An 18817-nucleotide genomic window follows, 5' to 3' on the forward strand; every position below is an offset into this window, starting at 1 on the left:
GAATCCACCACTTGCGTTTTTTTCCTCGTCAACGACTCTCTTTCCATGCTCAAGGACGACGCCTCCCGCGAACGGGAGAGGAGGATGGAGCCGGTCGATTCCTGTTCCACGGGCAAGACAGATCGCGGCGGTTCGCCGATCTCCTTCTTCAGGAAAAGAAAGGCGCTCCTCGCCGGGATGGCGATGCTCGGGCTGGTCGCCTCTCTGCTCGCCGGCTTCAAAGGGTATATCGATTCCCTCGCCCGGGTCGCGGTCACGGTTCCTCCCCACAGCTACTTGAGCATCACCCCCGCGCTGGCCGGCATCCCCTACGAAGACTGGACGACGACCAGCAAGGACGGCCTCAAGCTCGCCGCCTGGTTCATTCCCGCCGAAGGAGCCCCCCGCAAGCCCCCCCTCATCGTGGTTCATGGCCTCGGGGCAAGCAAGGAGTTCCAGATCAACTACATCGTATTAGGCCACCGACTCGGCTTCCCCGTGCTGGCGATCGACCTCCGAGGCCACGGGAAGAGCGAGAAGACCATGACCACGCTCGGCGGGAAAGAACCCCTTGATCTCAAGGCATGGACGGACAAGCTGGGGAGCAAGGGCTACTCCTCCCCCTTGGTGTGGGGCACTTCTCTGGGGGCGGTAACCGCCCTGCGCTTCGTTTCCGAAGACCCACGCGCCCGCGGGGTCGTCGCGGACGCCCCCTTCGACAATCTGCGCAACTCCCTGGCCGTCCATGCCCGGCTCTTCTTCGGCCTCCCCGCCTTTCCCTTCGTCGATCTCGTCTCCTGGGAGCTCGAGCGCCTCTACTCGCTCGATCCGAGCAAGATCGACTGCGTGGAAGCAGTCGAGAAGATCCACGTGCCCATCCTGATCCTCGCAGCCGAGGACGACCGGAGGATGCCGGTGGGCGTCGTCCGAAAGATCTACGACGCCGCCTCCGAGCCGAAAAGGTGGTGGGTGATCCCTCACTCGTCCCACGAGGAGCGAACGTTCGCACCCGATTTCTGCCATGTGGTGGGGGATTTCCTCGAATTTGCAGCGACCTATCCCGGACAGAAGCATTGACGCAAGGCTCGCGCCGACAGGCGCGAGCAGCCGCTCTGACTGCCGTCAAAACGGCTACATTCCATCCGAAAGCGTAACTTGCCTTTCTTTCAGTGGATCCACCCTTCGGACAAGATCACTTTCCCATTTACGGAAACGCGTCCGGGGCTTTTTCTTTGCCGCTACCCTCCTGGCGACCGGGAGAAACATTCCCGAAAAGGTTCATGGATGGGAAAGCCTGTCGCATTCGGCGCGGCCGCCGCCAATCCTCGAGGAGGAAATGGGCGCACATGGCGGTGGAGAGAGCGGTTTTTCCGCTTGCGCGTCTTCTGGCGCAGCATGATCGTGACTGCATGACGACGAAGGAGTTCTACGAGCGCGACTTGTACGCTTGGACTCAGGAGACAGCTCGGCTCCTGCGGGAGGGCCGCTTCGACAAGCTGGACATAAAAAACCTGATTGAGGAGGTCGAGGACTTGGGAAGCAGCCAGTGGAGCCGTTTGGAGAGTCGGCTTGAGACCTTAATGGAACACACCTTCTCTATATCGCGTATTTGAAGAGAGATCCAGAGAGGGATGGTCATGGGTGGGAACGCACCGTCAGGGAGGATCGGCGGCAGATCCCTCGTTTGTTAAAGAAAAACCCAAGTCTAAGACACAAGTTGGACGAGGTTATCGCGGAAACGTACGAAGGCGCGCGCAGCCGCGTCATCGATAAGTCCGAGGAGATGTGGGAGCAGAAGAAACTGAAGCAGCCTCTAGTTGAGGAGGATCTTCCGCAGAGTTGCCCGTGGGACATCCACGAACTCTTGAAGCAGGGGCTTTACTTCACGCGGGAGCAGCTCGAAGAGCAGATGGAACCGCCGAGCTGCCGGATGTGACGTGCTAAATGAAGCCCGGGCCATGAGGCCTGGGGAACCAGTTCGCTCCACCACTTAGTTCGAGTGTAGGTTTTTTCAGCCGTCTGTTCGACGGTCAACCCCTGGAAGGCCACGCGTTCGGCGAATATTACCTTCCTGGCAGCCTGTTGCCTCAAAAATCGACAACACCCTAATTGGTGATGTTCTTGGTCCAGAGAGGCTTGCCTTTCCGGGCTGCCTGCATTACGTTGTCATACAGATAAAGCACAACCGAGAAACCACCATGTCTGCCCATCAACTCGTGCAGGTGCGTATTGATAGCGTGACCAAAGAGGAAGCTTCCGCAGTATTGGCCGCAATGGGCCTTACCGTGTCCGATGCGGTCAGGCTGCTGCTCAAGAAGGTGGCCCAGAACAAGGCGCTGCCTTTCGAGCCTCTAGTCCCGAACGCGATGAAGAATGCGGCCGTTTTGAGCGAGAAGCCGCAGTTCTCACCTTGTTGTTATCGACGCTCCGCGACGCGGAACATGACGCCAGAGAGCGCTATCTGTCGCCGGTGCTAAACCGCGTCCGTCGCTATTTGCAACTCCTGTTTCCCGGTGTCGACATCGCGATCGATGAAAACCTCCGCATCACCGGCGTCGTCAAGGAAGCCGGTCACGAGGAAGCGTTCCACCACCTCAGCATGGGCACGCAGGAACAGATCGCCTTTTCCGAAATGCTGGTAGAGCGAGGGCGCCCAGCGATGGTTGTTCTTGACGATGCACTGGTCTTTTCCGACGACCGGCGGATGAGCCCCGTATGTTTTGCCATTCTCAACATGGCGGCGCGCAACGTGCAGGTCATCGTCTTGACCTGCCGCGAGCGGCTTTTCGCGGGACTCGGCGGGCGGCAATTGCCTTTGGAGACTGACACCAGCGAAGAACAGATATCGGCATGATCGGTAGCAATGCATTCGCGGCAGGACCAGTCGCAATTGGATTCTTGATGCAATGACATAACAGACCGCTACGTGCGCGGGAGCAGTGATGGCACGTGAAGCACTTCTCGATTGGGCTAAGGGACGCCCGCTATGGCAGCAGGACGCCTTGCGGCGACTTGCCCAGCATGGCGAACTGACTGAAGACGATTTTGCGGACCTGCGCTCCCAGATTGAGATTGCGCAGGGCTTACCCGCTGAAAACCCGACCGAGGCTGCCCCGCTCGCCGCCGAACATCTTTCCGAGGCCGCTAGCGACGAGCCAAAAACCGTCCTCGCTTCGCTCGGCCCGGTGAAGAATATTGACCGGCTCGAATCTGACCAACCCCCAATGCGTTTTGCGGTGAACGGCGTCACGTTGGTCTACGGGCCGAACGCTTCCGGCAAAAGCGGATATTGCCGCATTATCAAGCAGCTCTGCCGCTCACTCACCCGCGCCCCTCTTCGCGGCAACATCTACAGCATGGACAAGGCACCAACTGCGGAAATTGGTTTGGCTTCCGCGTCGGCGATGATGCCCAACCGAAAACCGAGATCATTTGGAAGGGCAGCGATCCGCCGCCATTCGAACTGGCCCGCATATCGGTTTTCGATAGTGATACCGCGCGCGTCTATGTGGACAAGCAACGAAAGATCAAATTTCTCCCCTACGAACTCGATCTTCTCAACAAGCTCGGCGTTGCATTGCAGATGCTGGACACCGGCTATAAGGCGCGCGAAGACGCATTCAATGCCACGGTGAATGTCCCTCTGCCGGCCGGCTACACTCAGGATACTGCGGCCTCTCGGCTCGTGTCGAAACTGACGACGGCCACACCACTCAATGACCTTCCCTCCGAGCAGGCGCTCCGTGATCTCGCCAACTGGTCCGCCGAAACTCAGACCGAGCTTGACCGCCTCACTGAAGAATCCAAGAACGATCCGCAGAGGCTCGCGCGCCTGCGCATCGAAGCGCGCCAGGCTCTTGAAACCCTCAAGGTCGATATCGCCACAATTCGGGAAAAGCTTGCGGATGCGGCGATCGTGACACTGTCGCAAAAGCGGCAGGACGCCGTAGCCAAGAGCGCAGCAGCGGAAGCATCGGCCCATGATCTATTCAAGGACGAACCAATTCCAGGCGTGGGATCGGAAGTCTGGCGGCATATGCTCAAATACGCACGCGAATTTGCCGCGAGTGCGTTCCCTGACCGTAATCCCCCTCAGATCGCCACCGCAGAGCGGTGCGTTCTTTGTCAGCAGGAACTCGATGAATCCGCTGCGGTGCGCCTCGCCGCGTTCGATGCCTATCTGACCGACAAGGCCGCCGAAGAGGCCACGACATCCACGCAGATGTTTGATGCAGCCGTTACCGCGATGCTGGCGTTGACGACGAAGACCAGGCCAACGTCACGACTCTTCTCGCCGGTTACGCCGCCCTCTCTCCGCAGAAAAAGGAATATGCTGAAACGCTCGCGGCCTTCTTCGAGAAGGCATCCGCCCGCCTGCGCGTCGTCAAGGCGACCCTGACCGCGCAGGAGTACGACAACCTGGATCACCTCGAAGCGCTTCCCGATTCCCCCGCGCAGCTCATCGATGATGAAATCGCGGCGCTGAATACAGAGGCGGACAACCTGAATAATGCGAAACGCGATGACGCTGCGGCCCAGCAGCGCGCGGCGCGACTGGCGGACCTCACGGACAAAAAGAAGCTTGGCGAAGAGATAGCAGTGATTGTCGAGCGGCGGAACCGTCTCGAAGAACGGCACAAGGTCGCTGCCTGTCGCCGTGATTGCCGCATCACGGCTATCACGCAGCAGATCACCAGACGTCGCCGGGAAATTCTAACGCCGACGTTAAAGCAGGCGCTCGAATGCGAACTCTCTGCGCTTCATCTCACACATATTCCCCTTCGCCTTGCTAATCGCGGCGACCTTGGCAGCAGTCTTATCGAGATTGCCCTGTCCACGCAGCAGCGTATCGCCAACAATAGTGACGTGCTCAGCGAAGGCGAACAGCGTGGTCTTGCGCTTGCCTGCTTTCTTGCCGAACTCAACGAAGTCGGGCGCGATCTCGGAATCATTATGGACGATCCCGTGTCATCGCTCGACTACTCGCGCATGGAGTCTGTCGCAGGCCGCCTTGCGCAAGAAGTCGCCAGCGGTCGTCAGGTCATCGCATTCACCCATAGCATTCTTTTCCATGACATGCTGAGCAGTGCAGCCCGCAGGGCCGGTGTCGCTTGTCACGAAGAATGGATGACAAGCCTTGGCGACGATCGTTTCGGGATTATCGACAATGCCCGAAAGCCCTGGCATGTGAAGCCAGTCACGGAGCGATTGACCGAGATCGATCAGGCGGCGCGCGCGCTCAAGGACGCGGGCTATGATCGTAGCGACGAGAAGTTTCGCGGCGATGTCACAACGCTGTGCACGCAAATGCGGACAACGTGGGAAAGAATCGTTGAAGAGATATTGTTCAACAAGACGATCCAAAGATTCCGGCCCGAGATCATGACACAACGCCTCAAGGCCGCCTGTTTTGATACCAAAACGATTATCCTGTTATCTTCGAGGGCATGAAACGAACCTCGCATTACTCCGGTCACGATCTTGCCGAAGAGCTGCCGCCCGAACTTCCTGCGTCCGAGGACATCGACCGCGACCTTGAGGAGCTGCGCAAATTCGCCGCTTTTGCGAAGGAGCGCAAGACAGATCTCGAAAACACAGTCGGCAAATACGAAGCCGGCGTGGAGCCGGTCCTTCTTTGACCAGCGGCCTTCCGCTTTCTTACGTTTCAACTGTACAATCGTAGCGAGGGCACGTCCGGCTGATGCCGGACCAGGTCCGCGCACCGCGAATGCGACGCTTCCCGAGCCGCCTTCAGATCCCGCGAGCGGGATGCGGCGTCTCGGCCGTCCGGTGACGGTCCTTCGCGCGCAACGGCGGCTTGAGGCCATCTTGAATTGGTCGCGGCGCACGCCGCCGCGCAGCTTTTCCTCTCTTTCACCGCTTTCGGCCTGAGTCATTGGCGGGCAGACGCCCGCTTTTTTGGGGCCTGCGGCCCCTGACCGTCAAGGCAACCCCTGAGCCGCACTTCCGGGCCAAAAATGGTAAGTAGTTGCGAGAGAACAACCGGATTTTTCTTTATGGCTACGCTGTCGCCCAAGGGCGGTTCCGAAACCGGACGTCCGCGCGTCCGGTGGGCGTGTATCCTAAGGGACGGCAGTTCTTGCGAGAGTGTCCGTCTTTGGGCGCCTACTTCGCTCCCAGAGTGGAGGAGTTGCGGCGCCTCCCGCTCCCTCCTCGCTACCGCGGCAGAAAGATCACCTCGACCCGCTCTCCGACCTCGACGCACTCCGATTCCTCAGGCAGGAGCGCCAGGAGATCGGCGGAGGCGGCCGGAAGCAGCCCTGCTCCATCCGTGCGACTCACCGGGTGAAAGGCGGGTTCTCCCCTCGGTCCAACGACCAATCGGCAAGCCCGATACTCCGTTCGGCCCGCGCGTTTAGGAATCCTGGAGAGGACCGGCAGCCGCATCCCCTCTCGCGGCGGCGACTCCCCCATGCGACGTCGTAGGAGAGGCCCAACCAGGTCATAGAAGAGCACGAAGACCGCAGCGGGTGTCCCGGGAAGCCCAAAGAGCGGCCTCCCCCGCCAGCGGGCAAAGAGAAAGGGACGGCCCGGCTTGACCGCGATCTGCCGAAAGACGATGGCATTCCGCTCCGCCAGCAGCTTGCCGACGTAGTCGCCTTCGCCTACGGAGACGCCACCGGTGGTCACCAGCAGATCGACCTTCTCCGCGAGCCGATCGAGCTGCTCCTCCAGCAATTCCGGATCGTCATCGACGATTCCGGCGTCGGTTAGATCGACCCCAAGATCCGCCAGAGCGGCCGAAAGAAAGACGCGATTGCTGTCGTAGACCTCTCCGGGGCCAATGGGCTCTCCGAGCGGTCGCAACTCCTTCCCCGTGCAGACCAGCCCGACCCGAAGCCTGGGGCGCACGGGAACCTTCTCCCTGCCGATAGCAGAGAGCAGCGCCAGCGTCCGGGGGCCGATCCTCGTTCCCGCGGACAAAAGCCCCTGGCCTTGAGCAAGACTCTCCGCTTTGAGCCGAACGTTCTCGCCGGCGCGGCGCGCTCCCGGCAGGAACACCTTCCCGTCACGGAGGAGGGCCTCCTCTTGCGGAATCACCAGATCCGTCCCTTCCGGCAGAAGGGCTCCGGTGAAGATCCGCACGCAGCTTCCTTCCGGCAGAGAGCCGAAAAAGGGAGACCCTGCGGCGGCAGTGCCGGCGAGGGAGAACTCCCGACCCTGCTCCCCCAGACAAGCGGCTCTTACCGCATATCCATCCATCGCCGCCGTCGGCGCGGAGGGAAGATCGACGGGAGAAGCCAGGTCGGTCGCCAGGATGCGTCCCACGCTTGGCAACAAGCTCACCTCCTCGGCAGCCTCCACCCTCTCCGGAGCCATCGCCTCCCAAAGGATCCTCCGCGCTTCCTTGAGCGGAAGCGGGCCTGTCGCCGGAGGGAACGCTCCACTCCCACCGTGCTTCGAGCGGACGGCGAGACCGGACGCCTGAAGAATCAGAAGAGCGACTCCTTCCGCGTCGTTCCGATCGAAGGAGACCGGGCCATCCGGAGGGGAAAGAGCGCCCTCGGAGGCTACCGCCAGAACGTCGGGATCCCTCTCACATAAACGTTGACCTAAAGAGGGAACATAAAGCTCGATTTTCGGCATCCCCTCCGCCCGGAACCCTTCCACCAGCAGCAAGTCGATCGGGCTTCGACCTAAGGAGGCGACTGCTTCCCAAAGGTCGGGCTCCGCCGCGGACGCCACCTCCTCTACCCAAGCGCGCCGCATCGGCGAGAGGAGCAGGACTGGATTCGCCCCCGCCTCCCGCAGGCGCATGCTGTCCTTCCCGGGATAATCGATCTCGAACCCCTTATGGGCATGCTTGATCGCAGCGACGCGGATCCCCTGGGCGGCAAGGATGCGCACGACCGCACAGAGAAGGGTCGTCTTGCCCGCACCACTCCTGCCCACGAACGCCACGACGGGTACCCCGCTCCGACGACTCACGCCCCCCCCTGCCCTTGTGCGGCTCTTCGGCAAATCCGGTCCCAATCGTCTGCGTCGTTCACGTTCCAAAAATCGGCGGCTCGATCCGAAAAATCAACGACCGTCGCACCCGTCTCCCGCAAAAACTCCTCTACCCTCCTCCCTCCCCGATCGAGGAATCCTCGCAGGAGATCCTCGCAACCGCGCTCGAAGAGCGCACAGAGGAACTGTCCCCTTACCCCGTCATGGGCATAGGCGCTCGTCCTCCTTCCAGCCTTCATCCCGTGAAAGAGCCGTTCGACAAGATCCGCCGGTAGGAACGGGGCGTCTCCTGGAGCGGTCAGAAGGAACGAAAGGCGCAGCGGCAAGGCGGCCAAGGCCGCTTCCACTCCGGCCAATGGACCAAGAAAGCCCGGGCGAAGATCGGGAAGAACGGGAAATCCGCAAGCCGCGTACTCCTCCCTTTCTCGATTGGCGCTGATGGCAAGCCAACTCACCTGCGGCTGCAGCCGCTCGGCAGCATGCTGAAACAGCGGCTTCCCCTCCAAGCGGAGCAGGCCCTTCTCGACACCTCCCAAGCGCAGAGCCCGACCGCCGCAGAGGAGGATGCCGCCGATCCTCGCCGTGGAACTCTGCTCCTTTTCGGGAAGCAAGCTTGGCTCCCTCACTCGCGGCGCATGCGCCGCGCGGGGAGGAAAGGTCACGTCACGACTTACGGTCCTGCGACAGGTTTCTGAAGACGAGACAAGGCCACCCGTACCGGCTCCGAGAGCCCCTTCCCGTCCCGTTGGGAATACTCGATCAGCTTTTCGCGCATCGAGGGCGTCCAGAACTTCTTCAGATGCTCGGCGATTCCTGCCGCCGCCTCATCCTGCGAGGGATCACTGCCGAAGAAGTCGCCGATTTGATTGGCCATCCGCACTAGGTCTTCAATCATCTGGCCTCTTTTGCTACTCTCCGGCGGCGGGCACAATCTCCCGTCGTTTTGCCGCCTTTCCGTTCTCGCGCTCCTCGCCCCGGACCGGCTCGAAAACCCGGCTCACCTGCACCGCCGTCACCTTGTATTCGGGGCAATTGGTCGCCCAGTCGGAATTCTCGGTCGTCAAAACATTCGTGCGGTTCTCCGGAAAATGGAAGGTGGCGTAGACCGTTCCCGGCGCGACCCGCTCGGTCACCACGCAGTGCATGACGGCACTCCCCTTGCGACTCCGCAACTCGGTCTTGTCTCCGTCGCGAATGCCACGCTCCTCCGCGTCGCTCGGGTGAATCTCCAGCAGATCCTCCTTGCTCCAAGTCGAGTTCGCCGTCCGGCGGGTCTGCGTCCCCACATTGTAGTGGAAGAGGATGCGGCCTGTGGTGAGCAGCAAGGGAAATCGCTCGGAAACCCTTTCCTGGGTCGCCACGTAGCCGGTCAAAGCAAAGAATCCTTTGCCGCGGACAAATTGTTCCTGGTGCAGGACCGGGGTGCCCTCGGGCACCCGATCATTGCAGGGCCACTGAATCGACCCAAGCTGCGCGAGCTTTTTAAAGCTCACTCCCGAGAAAGTCGGAGTCAGTCGAGCCACCTCGTCCATGATTTCCGAAGCATGGTGGTAGTGCATCGGATAGCCCATTGCCTGGGCAATCTCTTGCATCACCTCCCACTCCTGCTTGCCGCAGAGGGGCGGCATCACCTGGCGCACCAGCTGGATTCGCCTCTCCGCGTTGGTGAATGTCCCATCCTTTTCGAGGAAGGAGCAGCCGGGGAGGAAGACATGGGCATACTGCGAACTCTCGTTGAGAAAAATGTCATGGAGAACGACGAGCTCCATATTCCGCAGCCCCTCGATGACGTGAGAAGCATCGGGATCGGATTGCACCAGATCCTCGCCATGCATGTAGAGACCCTTGAATTCCCCGATCGTCGCCGCCGAAAGCATGTTGGTGATCCGAAACCCGGGCTCCGGATCGATCTCGACCTTCCAGGCCTGCTCGAAGCTTCTCCGCGCCGTCTGGTCGGAGATGTGTCGATAGCCGGGAAGCTCATGGGGGAATGAGCCCATGTCGCAAGAACCCTGGACATTGTTTTGGCCCCGCAGCGGATTGACCCCTCCTCCCTCCACGCCGACGTTGCCGGTCAGCATGCCCAGATTCGCCAGGCACATGACACCCGTCGATCCCTGTGAATGCTCCGTTACTCCGAGCCCGTAGTAGATCGCGGCGGGCTTTGTCGTTGCGTAGAGACGCGCCGCCGCCCGAATCGTCTCGGCGGGGACTCCGGTGACTGGAGCCATCGCCTCCGGCGAATTTTCCGGCCGCAGGACGAACGCACGCCACTTCTCGTAGGCCGACAAGTCGCACCGGGCCTCGATGTACTCCCGGTTCTCGAGCTTCTCCTCCAGGATCACATGGGCAAGAGCATTCAGAAGGGCGACGTTGGTTCCCGGCCGCAACGGAAGATAGAGGTCCGCCTGGATATGCGGGTTGCGCACCAGGTCGATCCGGCGCGGATCCGCCACGATCAGCTTTGCGCCCGCCCGCAGCCGCTGCTTCATCCGCGAGCCAAACACCGGATGCCCGTCGGTCGGGTTCGCTCCCACGACGAAGATCAGGTTTGCCTGGTCGACCGAGTCGAACGGGTTGGTCCCGGCCGATTCTCCAAAAGCCTTCTTGAGCCCGTAGCCGGTGGGCGAGTGGCAGACCCGGGCGCAGGTATCGATGTTGTTGTTACGGAAGACGGCGCGCACGAGCTTCTGGACGATGTAATCCTCCTCGTTGGTGCAGCGGGAGGAACTCACCGCTCCGATCGAATAGCGGCCATGTTTCTCGCGAATCCGCAGGAATTCGGAGGCCACATATTGGATCGCCTCCTGCCAGCTCACTTCCTTCCACGGCTCCTCGATGTTCTTGCGAAGCATCGGTTTGGTGACCCGATCGCGCGAAGTGGCGTACGACCAGGCAAAGCGTCCTTTGACGCAGGAATGACCATGGTTCGACAAGCTCTCCCTGTTGGGCGTCATCCGCACGACGGTTGCCCCCTTAGTTTCCGCATGGAAGGAGCAACCAACCCCGCAATAGGCGCAGGTCGTATCCGTCGATTCGCTGGGCAGGCCGAGATCGATCACCGCCTTCTCCATCAGGGCGGAAGTCGGACAGGCCAGGACACAGGCGCCGCAGGAGACGCACTCCGAACTCAGAAACTCCTTCGTGGGTCCCGGCTGGATCAGCGAATCGAATCCGCGGCCCTCGACCGTGAGGGCAAAAGTCCCTTGAATTTCGTCACAGGCCCGCACGCATCGAGAGCAGACGATACACTTGGCGGGATCGAAGGTGAAGTAGGGATTGCTCACCTCTTTTGCGGCCTGCAGGTGGTTCTTCCCCGCGTAGCCATAGCGGACTTCCCGCAATCCCACGTCGCCGGCCATGTCCTGGAGCTCGCAATCCCCGTCGGCCGGGCAGGTCAGACAGTCGAGAGGATGGTCGGAGATATAGAGTTCCATCACCCCCCGGCGGAGCGAGGCCAACCGCTCGGAGAAGGTCTTCACCTTCATTCCCGGCTCGACCAGCGTCGTGCAGGAAGCGGGAAAGCCTCTCTTTCCCTCAATTTCGACGAGACAGAGCCGGCAGGAACCGAACGGCTCGAGCGTGTCGGTCGCGCAGAGCTTGGGTACGCCCACTCCGGCGAGAGCCGCCGCGCGCAAGACCGACGTCCCGTCGGGAACCGTGATCTCTTTCCCGTCGATCGAGAGCGTGACTTCCCGTGCCGGTTTGCCTACGCCATGACCGTTACGGCCGCCGTGCCCGCATTCACACCCCCGGCTCGGCGTTCCTAAATCCGCATGCTGGTTCCTCAACATATCGCACCCCTCCGACATCACCCTCTGTTGTTCCTCTTACACCTTTTGGAGCAGTGGTTCCACTTCCTCCTTCGCATATCCAAAATCTTCCGGGAAATGTCGCAACCCGCTCAATACGGGAAAGGGAGTCATGCCTCCCAAGCCGCAGAGCGAGGCGTTGATCATCACATCGCAAAGATCGACCAGAAGTTGGATCGAGCCCGGAGCCTTTTTCCCGGAAAGGATCTTGTCCATCAACTCCATGCCGCGCGTCGAGCCGATCCGGCAAGGGGTGCACTTCCCGCAGGACTCCTCGGCACAGAACTCCATCGCGTACCGGGCCATCTCGCCCAGGTTCACGGTGTCGTCGAAGGCGACGATTCCTCCATGGCCGACAATTCCCCGGACCTTGGCGAGCTCTTCGTAATCCAGGGTTACGTGAAAAAGCGATGACGGGAGATAGGGTCCCAAGGGGCCGCCAATCTGAATCGCCTTGAGCGGGCGGCCGCTCGCCGTGCCGCCGCCATAGTCGAACAGCAGCTCCTCGAGCGTGATCCCAAAGGGCACTTCCACGAGGCCGGGCCTGCGAAGGTTGCCCGAAAGCTGCACCGGCAAGGTCCCCTTCGAGCGCCCCACCCCGAGCTGCGCATAAGCATCCGCACCATCGGCCAAGATCCCCGGAACCGAGGCAAGTGTGATCACGTTGTTCACCACGGTCGGCTTTTGCCAGAGGCCGTGGACGGCGGGCAGTGGGGGCCGCGGACGGATCATCCCCCTCTTCCCCTCCAGGCTTTCCAAGAGGGAAGTCTCTTCCCCGCAGACATAGGCCCCCGCCCCCACGTAAAGATTCAGGAAAAAGGATTTTCCGCTTCCCAGGATATCCTTCCCCAGGATTCCGCCCGCCCTAGCTCTTTCGAGCGCTTCCTCAAAGATTCGGCGAGCCAGGGGATATTCCGACCGGAGATAGACATAGCCCTCGGTCGCACCCACCGCTAGACCCGCGATGGTCATCCCTTCGATCAGAAGAAAGGGGTCCCCTTCGATCACCATCCGATCCGAAAACGTGCCTGAGTCCCCCTCATCGGCGTTGCAGACAATGTACTTCTGATCGTCCACGGCCTGGAGTGTCGTCTTCCATTTGATTCCCGTGGGAAATCCCGCTCCGCCCCTGCCGCGCAATCCGGACTTAGTCACCTCCTCCACGATCTGCTGCGAAGAGAGGGTCAAGGCTCGCGCGAGGCCTGCCAGCCCGCCATGCTTCCGATACTCGTCGAGGGAAAGCGGGTCGTTTTTCCCGATCCGGCGAAAGACAAGCCGTGTCTGTCGGCGCAGATAGGGGATCTCTTCGGGGTTGCCCTGTCGGGCCGGATGCTCCTTTCCTTCCAGGAAGTTCTGGTCGAAGAGGCTTTCCACCTCCTCTTCGGATACCGGTCCGTAGGCTACCCGCTCTCCGTTTCTCTCCACCTCCACGAACGGTTCGAGCCAATAGAGCCCCCGCGAGCCGTTCCGCACCAGTTCCAGGGTAATGCCTCTTCTTCCCGCCTCCCGTTCGATCGCGCGCGCCACTTCGTCGGCTCCCAGGGCGCAAGCCGAGAAATCGCGAGGTACGTAGACCCTCATGCCGACACTCCCAACCCGTGGAGAATGCGCTCCACTCTTTCCGCGCTCATCCGGCCGTACAGCTTCCCGTCGACCGCAACCGACGGGCCGCAAGCGCAATTGCCGAAGCAATAGGTCGGCAGCAGCGTCACCTCGCCGTCGGTTGTCGTCTTTCCAAAGTCGACTCCCAGTTTCCGCCGAAGGCGATCGATGACCGCAGCTGATCCGTTGGCCTGACAGGCCTCTGCCCGGCAGACCGAAACGACATGCCTTCCGACCGGCTCGAGCCGAAAATCGTGATAAAAGGTCAAAACGCCGTAGACATCGGCCTGGGAAAGGTTAAAGGCGCGGGCGATCTCCGGAAGCCGCTCCTTCGGAACATACCCATAGCGGTCCTGAATGGCATGAAAGGCGGGAATCAACCCGTTTGCCAGACGCGAAAAGCTCTGCAAGATGTCCTCCAACTCATCCTTCCTCTCGACCTTGCCGTTTTCCATTCCCTCTCCGCTAAATTAGAGTAGTCACCGAGATCGGTTAGGGCCCGATCCTCGCCTCCACCCACAACTAGTACCATTTGGAGAGTAATCGGCAATCCGCAATTTGCATCTTTGGACGATGTTTCCTTGCGACCCGCGGCGAGACCGTTTGCTCGGACCTCGTAAAAAGAACTTGTGGGTGCATGGCGGGATCAGTAGCTTGCCTTGCGTCCATGGTGTGGCTTCCGACCGAGAGAAAGCCGGCCAAAGATGGAGGCAAAAGAATCAATTATGAAATGGGTAAAGCCGGAATTTGAAGAGATCAGCCTCTGCATGGAGGTGACCGCTTACGTCAACGTGGCGGGCAAATAATCCCTCGCACGTTCGCAGGACAGGGTGAGCCCTTGGGCTCACCCTGTTTATTCTTTCTGTCGCTCGACGTTTCGCCGGTCCGATCGAGTAACATCCAAGATGCGACTGCTCGTGCTTGGCTCCGGGGCGGGCGGGGGAGTGCCGCAATGGAACTGCCGCTGTTCCTATTGCACGCAAGCCCGAGAGGAGCGCGACCTTCCGCCCTCAAGAAAGATCTTCCGCCACACGCAAGCTTCGATTGCAATCGCGGAAAGGGGGGAGCGTTGGCTCCTGATCAACGCCTCACCTGATCTCTGTTCCCAATTTGCCGAGCGGGCGGAGCTTGCCCCGCCGGAAGGGTCGCTCCGCGGCTCACCTCTGATGGCCGTAGCGCTGACCGACGGCCAAATCGACCATACGACCGGGCTCCTCTTCCTGCGGGAGGGAACGGAGTTAACCCTCGTCTGCACCGACCCCGTCTGGAAAAGCCTCGGCTCCACCTTCCCGATCGTCTCCATTCTCCGTCACTTCCTTCCGGTCCGGAGGCTCGCCTATCCGGCCGAGCTCGCCTCCCTGATCGTGGAGGCTCTTCCGCTTCCTGCCGCTCCCGCCCCCTACGAGACCCCCTCGAACGAGAGCGGACATGTCGTCGCACTCCGCATCACCGGGAAAAAGTGCGGACGGCGGGTGGTCTACGCTCCGGGGTTACCGGGAATTTCCCCGGAGTTCGCGGATTTCATCGCAGGGTCCGAGGCTCTTTTCGTCGACGGGACATTCTGGTCGGAGGAAGAGCTCGCCCCGATGAGCCCCGAACGCCAACGGTCGATTCTCCGAAGCCATCTGCCCGTCTCCGGGCCGGAAGGAACGCTTGCCTGGCTGTCGAGGCTCCCCATTCGGGAAAAATTCTACATCCATATCAACAACACCAACCCTATCCTCGATCCGGGGTCCTCTCCGGCAAAACAAGTGAGGGAAGCTGGGGTGCAAATTGCCTATGACGGGATGCTGCTCCGGCTCTATCCTCCCCAATCATGAGCTTACCCTATTCTTTCCAACTCGACACCGAGCCCCCCTTTTCTCGGGACGACTTCGAACAGAGGCTCCGGGCCATTGGAGCGAGCAGCTATCACGACAAGCATCCCTTCCACGTCTTGATGAACGAGGGGAAGTGCAATGAGGAACAGATTCGCGGCTGGGTTGCCAACCGTTTCTATTATCAGGTCCAGATCCCAATCAAGGATGCGGCGATCCTCTCGATCTGCCCGGACCGGGAACTCCGACGGGAATGGATCCGTCGCATCCACGACCACGACGGCTTTCAGGACGATCCCGGCGGAATCGAGCGCTGGCTCCTGCTCGGCGAAGCGGTCGGCCTTACCCGCCAAGAACTCTTGGAGCAGAGGCGGCTCCTGCCGGGTGTCCGTTTCGCCGTCGATGCCTACGTCCACTTCTGCCGCAGCCACTCCTGGCTGGAAGCCATGGCCTCCTCCCTGACCGAGCTCTTCGCCCCATCGATCCATCAGAAACGGATCGACGCTTTCCCCCAATTCTACCCGTGGATCCAGGAAGACGGGCTCCGCTACTTCCGCAAGCGTCTCACCCAAGCTCCCAAGGACGTCAGCTTCACCCTCCATCTGGTGCTGGATCGATGTAGAACCAGGGTGGCGCAGGAAGCGGCCTTGTCCGCCCTTCGTTTCAAGTGCGAGCTACTCTGGTCGATGCTCGACGCCATGTACATGGCTTATGTCTTGCGCATTCAAATGCCCTCCCTGGATGAAAAATAGAAAGGGAGTTCCTCGGCTCGCAGGGAAGGCCCGGCTGCGATGGGATCCCATTCGGCAAAAGCCCGTTCTTCTCTATCCCGAAGGGGTGCTCATCCTCAACCCGTCGGCGGAGGCGATCCTCTCCCTTTGCGACGGCCATCGCTCGGTCGACGAGATCGTCTCCGAATTGGCGAACCGCTACGGCACAGAAGCGGAAGCGGTTGCGCTCGAAGTTGACGTAGGAAACTTTTTAGGGGAACTGGAAGAACGAGGGCTGCTCCTTTTCCCGGACGCCATGGAGGAATAAATGCCACAAGCGAGAGCCGCTTCGGCTGCGACAGAAGGAGTTGCCGATGAGAAGACCAAGCTCCTGGATTTGGGCTATCCTTTTTCCCTTCTTTGCGAGGTCACCTTCCGTTGCCCACTGCAGTGCCCCTATTGCAGCAACCCGGTCGCCTTTGCCCGCTCGCTGCGCGACGAGCTCCAGACCAAGGAATGGCTTCGAGTCCTGGAAGAGGCCGCCGGGCTCGGCGTGCTGCAAGCCAACTTCTCCGGGGGAGAGCCGCTTCTACGCAAGGATCTGCCCGAGCTGATTGGGGCCGCCCGTACGCTTGGGCTCTATCCCAATCTCAGCACGGGCGGTACCCTCCTCACCTCCGAGCTCGCCAAGGAACTCAAGGAAGCGGGCCTGGGCGGCTTTCAGATCAGCATCCAGGACAGCCGGCCGTACAGTGCGGAATGGATTGCCGGGATGCACGGAAGCTTTGCCAAGAAGGCGGAGGCCGGGCGGATCGCGCGCGAAGCGGGCTTCGCGCTCGGGATCAACGCCGTTCTCCATCGTCAGAATCTCGGGCGGATCGAGGAGATCATTGCGCTCGCCGAAGAATGGGGGGCCGAGCGGCTCGAGCTGGCAAATGCTCAGTACAACGGCTGGGCGCTCGAAAACCGACGATGGCTCTTGCCGACGCAGGCTCAAGTCGAGCACGCTGCGAACGTTGCGGCAGCAGCCCAGAAACGGCTGAAGGGCAAGATGGATATCCTCTTCGTCATTCCCGATTACTACGCCACCTATCCGAAAGCCTGCCTTCATGGCTGGGGGCGCGCTTTCCTCACGGTGTCGGCCGATGGTCAGGCCCTGCCGTGTCAGGCCGCTCGGGAGATCACCAGCCTCCATTTCCCGAACGTTCGGGAAAAGAGCCTCCGGGACATCTGGTTTGATTCCGAAGCCTTTAACCGCTTCCGAGGCACCAGTTGGCTGCCAGAGCCTTGCCGAAGCTGTCCACGCCGGGAAATCGACTTCGGTGGATGCCGCTGTCAGGCATTTCTTCTGACGGAAGACGCGGGCGCAACCGACCCGGCTTGCCTCCTATCCCCCCATCACCACCGGATCGAAGAGGCTCTGGCGGAAACCGACACCCGCGAAACGATCGCGTGGAGCTACCGGAACCCGATCGAGTCCAAGCGCCTGTCGGAAGCCGTTTCCCATCCCGCACCCCCGACTCCGGCAAAGCCGGAACGGGCCTGCTAGCCGCCATTTCTCCCAAAGTTCGTACCCGAGGCGAGGGCTGATGGGCCTGGATGCTCGGCGCGGCGTCGGTTTTCCACCGGAGCTGTATGAGGGACAGACTACGAGGATGGAAAACCAAGCCTAACGAAGCAGACAAGCCCATTTTGCAAGCCGCAGGAGAACACTTGGGAGGACCAGGCGGGCTTAATGGCTGTCGCTGCGCAGGACAAAGCCATAGCCGCGCATCGTGTGCAAGAGCTTCACGGGACGTCCACTGTCAACTTTCTTGCGAAGGCTCGCCATGTGGACGCGCACCACGTTGGAGATGGTCTTGGCGCGCGCGGGCTGATGCCAGACATCCTGGGCCAGGGCTTCGAAGCTCACGGCCCTTCCTTGATTCCGAAGAAGATACTCGAGAATATCGAACTCCCTGGGCGTGAGTGTGATTTCTTGGCCCCCGCGAAAAACCCGCCGGCCGGAAAAGTCGATTTCCAGATCTTCGACCGATTGGACCCAAGGAGTGGAGCCCGTCCTGGGGCACAACAACGCCTTGAGATGAGCGGAAAGTTCCTCCGGCGAGCAGGGCTTGGGCACGACGCTATTCACTCCCTTTTCATAGGCCCGGATCCGTAGCTGGGTATCCGCATCCCCGCCTAGCAGCAGGATCGGAGTAAAGATGTTGCGCCTGCGGAGCATCTCGATCACTTCGAGAACTGGACGCCCCGGTGTTTTCCCATCGAACAGGGCGACAGCAAACTCGTCGAAATTCAGAGCCAGGAACGCTTCGTCGGTCGTGGAAACCCGATCCCACGTCAGCCCCTTGCTCTCCAGCTCCGCTCCGATCGTCGCCGCCAGCTTTTCGTCGGGCTCAGCCAGAAGAACCCGCACCTTCTCTTCATCCGGGCTCTGCCCCCTCTTTCCCTTCATGCGCTTGGTCCCCTTTTCGGAGACGCGCCGCCCAAAGCCAACGACTTCCACCCGAAAAGCAAACCGATACCCTACTCTTTCCCCGCCGATTCCTTATGGCCGTTCTCGGAAGCCTCCGTCTTCTTTTGCTTCTTTGCCTCCGGCTTGCTGGAACTCTTCTTTGCGAGCTCTTCCTTCGTGTAGGCGTGACCCGCCGGCCCCACGGTGATCCGCGGACCGTTGGTCGACTCGAGAACTCGTGCCTGGCTCGGTCCTGTCAAAAGGCCAACGAAGCAAAACACCCCGAATATGATGATCCATCCACGCTGTAACCGCTTTTGCCCAAGCTTCATAGCAGGTTCTTCCCTTTATTGATGCTTTATCTTAACGTTAACTACAAGTGTCCCCGTCCGGGGACCTGGTCAAGTTTTTCTTGGGAAAGCGCGACGCGTGCCAACTCGAGCCTGCATATCTCACAAAGTTCGTATCCGA

At 60.7% G+C, this 18817-nt stretch carries 21 protein-coding genes; 13 read left to right on the forward strand and 8 right to left on the reverse strand.

Annotated elements, in window-relative coordinates; translation table 11 throughout:
* The first annotated feature begins 45 nt into the window (after nucleotides 1-45).
* From A37A_RS17575 to A37A_RS0113255, 8 genes are all read left to right on the forward strand, one after another.
* Nucleotides 46-1056, forward strand: coding sequence for an alpha/beta hydrolase (locus tag A37A_RS17575; protein ID WP_018291959.1), 1011 nt, complete (start codon nucleotides 46-48; stop codon nucleotides 1054-1056).
* Between the two features lie 269 nt (nucleotides 1057-1325).
* Complete coding sequence (locus tag A37A_RS21855; protein ID WP_018291961.1) at nucleotides 1326-1592, forward strand: DUF29 domain-containing protein; 267 nt, start codon at nucleotides 1326-1328, stop codon at nucleotides 1590-1592.
* The gene (locus A37A_RS21860; RefSeq protein WP_018291962.1) at nucleotides 1589-1915 is read left to right on the forward strand and encodes a DUF29 family protein; all 327 of its coding nucleotides are present in this window, start codon (nucleotides 1589-1591) and stop codon (nucleotides 1913-1915) included. Before A37A_RS21855 ends, A37A_RS21860 begins: the two co-directional genes overlap by 4 nt.
* Nucleotides 1916-2177: 262 nt before the next feature.
* Nucleotides 2178-2456, forward strand: coding sequence for a type II toxin-antitoxin system RelB/DinJ family antitoxin (locus tag A37A_RS17585; RefSeq protein WP_018291963.1), 279 nt, complete (start codon nucleotides 2178-2180; stop codon nucleotides 2454-2456).
* Nucleotides 2390-2833 (forward strand): ATP-binding protein, encoded by a 444-nt coding sequence (locus A37A_RS19600; RefSeq protein WP_155996686.1) that lies wholly within the window; start codon nucleotides 2390-2392, stop codon nucleotides 2831-2833. The genes A37A_RS17585 and A37A_RS19600 overlap by 67 nt, the downstream gene beginning before the upstream one ends.
* A gap of 435 nt (nucleotides 2834-3268) precedes the next feature.
* Complete coding sequence (locus A37A_RS20250; protein ID WP_155996687.1) at nucleotides 3269-4378, forward strand: hypothetical protein; 1110 nt, start codon at nucleotides 3269-3271, stop codon at nucleotides 4376-4378.
* The gene (locus A37A_RS0113250) at nucleotides 4354-5430 is read left to right on the forward strand and encodes an AAA family ATPase (RefSeq protein ID WP_343122735.1); all 1077 of its coding nucleotides are present in this window, start codon (nucleotides 4354-4356) and stop codon (nucleotides 5428-5430) included. The genes A37A_RS20250 and A37A_RS0113250 overlap by 25 nt, the downstream gene beginning before the upstream one ends.
* Nucleotides 5427-5618, forward strand: a complete 192-nt coding sequence (locus A37A_RS0113255; RefSeq protein WP_018291968.1) for a hypothetical protein — start codon at nucleotides 5427-5429, stop codon at nucleotides 5616-5618. The genes A37A_RS0113250 and A37A_RS0113255 overlap by 4 nt, the downstream gene beginning before the upstream one ends.
* Before the next feature lie 538 nt (nucleotides 5619-6156).
* On the opposite strand, the gene glp is transcribed toward A37A_RS0113255, so the two are convergent.
* Genes glp through A37A_RS0113285 form a run of 6 tightly spaced genes read right to left on the reverse strand, consistent with a single transcriptional unit; the run spans nucleotide 6157 to nucleotide 13819 of the window.
* Nucleotides 6157-7929, reverse strand: coding sequence for a gephyrin-like molybdotransferase Glp (glp, locus tag A37A_RS17590; RefSeq protein ID WP_018291970.1), 1773 nt, complete (start codon nucleotides 7927-7929; stop codon nucleotides 6157-6159).
* Nucleotides 7926-8612, reverse strand: a complete 687-nt coding sequence (gene mobA, locus A37A_RS0113265) for a molybdenum cofactor guanylyltransferase MobA (protein ID WP_020494451.1) — start codon at nucleotides 8610-8612, stop codon at nucleotides 7926-7928. Before mobA ends, glp begins: the two co-directional genes overlap by 4 nt.
* 8 nt (nucleotides 8613-8620) lie before the next feature.
* Nucleotides 8621-8845 carry a formate dehydrogenase subunit delta gene (locus tag A37A_RS0113270; protein ID WP_018291972.1) on the reverse strand — a complete coding sequence of 75 codons (225 nt, stop codon included), beginning with the start codon at nucleotides 8843-8845 and terminating at the stop codon, nucleotides 8621-8623.
* A gap of 13 nt (nucleotides 8846-8858) precedes the next feature.
* Entirely contained in the window at nucleotides 8859-11744 is a 2886-nt protein-coding gene (fdhF, locus tag A37A_RS0113275) for a formate dehydrogenase subunit alpha (RefSeq protein WP_018291973.1), read from the reverse strand.
* Between the two features lie 36 nt (nucleotides 11745-11780).
* Nucleotides 11781-13343, reverse strand: a complete 1563-nt coding sequence (locus A37A_RS0113280; protein WP_018291974.1) for an NADH-quinone oxidoreductase subunit NuoF — start codon at nucleotides 13341-13343, stop codon at nucleotides 11781-11783.
* Entirely contained in the window at nucleotides 13340-13819 is a 480-nt protein-coding gene (locus tag A37A_RS0113285) for an NAD(P)H-dependent oxidoreductase subunit E (RefSeq protein ID WP_018291975.1), read from the reverse strand. Before A37A_RS0113285 ends, A37A_RS0113280 begins: the two co-directional genes overlap by 4 nt.
* A gap of 270 nt (nucleotides 13820-14089) precedes the next feature.
* Between A37A_RS0113285 and pqqA the strand changes: the two genes are divergently transcribed.
* The 5 genes from pqqA (at nucleotide 14090) to pqqE (ending at nucleotide 17440) form a co-directional block, all read left to right on the forward strand.
* Nucleotides 14090-14170, forward strand: coding sequence for a pyrroloquinoline quinone precursor peptide PqqA (gene pqqA / locus A37A_RS22195; RefSeq protein ID WP_369324020.1), 81 nt, complete (start codon nucleotides 14090-14092; stop codon nucleotides 14168-14170).
* 99 nt (nucleotides 14171-14269) lie between these two features.
* Entirely contained in the window at nucleotides 14270-15184 is a 915-nt protein-coding gene (locus tag A37A_RS0113295) for an MBL fold metallo-hydrolase (RefSeq protein WP_018291977.1), read from the forward strand.
* Entirely contained in the window at nucleotides 15181-15933 is a 753-nt protein-coding gene (gene pqqC / locus A37A_RS0113300; protein WP_018291978.1) for a pyrroloquinoline-quinone synthase PqqC, read from the forward strand. Before A37A_RS0113295 ends, pqqC begins: the two co-directional genes overlap by 4 nt.
* Nucleotides 15923-16219, forward strand: coding sequence for a pyrroloquinoline quinone biosynthesis peptide chaperone PqqD (pqqD, locus tag A37A_RS0113305; RefSeq protein WP_018291979.1), 297 nt, complete (start codon nucleotides 15923-15925; stop codon nucleotides 16217-16219). The genes pqqC and pqqD overlap by 11 nt, the downstream gene beginning before the upstream one ends.
* Entirely contained in the window at nucleotides 16220-17440 is a 1221-nt protein-coding gene (gene pqqE, locus A37A_RS0113310; RefSeq protein ID WP_018291980.1) for a pyrroloquinoline quinone biosynthesis protein PqqE, read from the forward strand. It abuts the gene before it with no gap.
* Between the two features lie 183 nt (nucleotides 17441-17623).
* Here pqqE and A37A_RS0113315 read toward each other — a convergent pair whose 3' ends face one another.
* Both A37A_RS0113315 and A37A_RS0113320 read right to left on the reverse strand, forming a co-directional pair.
* Nucleotides 17624-18346 carry a response regulator transcription factor gene (locus A37A_RS0113315; protein WP_196799639.1) on the reverse strand — a complete coding sequence of 241 codons (723 nt, stop codon included), beginning with the start codon at nucleotides 18344-18346 and terminating at the stop codon, nucleotides 17624-17626.
* Nucleotides 18347-18417: 71 nt separating this feature from the next.
* Nucleotides 18418-18678 (reverse strand): hypothetical protein, encoded by a 261-nt coding sequence (locus A37A_RS0113320; RefSeq protein WP_020494452.1) that lies wholly within the window; start codon nucleotides 18676-18678, stop codon nucleotides 18418-18420.
* Nucleotides 18679-18817: the final 139 nt, after the last annotated feature.

The sequence above is a fragment of the Verrucomicrobium sp. 3C genome (genome assembly GCF_000379365.1).
GTDB lineage: Bacteria > Verrucomicrobiota > Verrucomicrobiia > Methylacidiphilales > Methylacidiphilaceae > Methylacidimicrobium.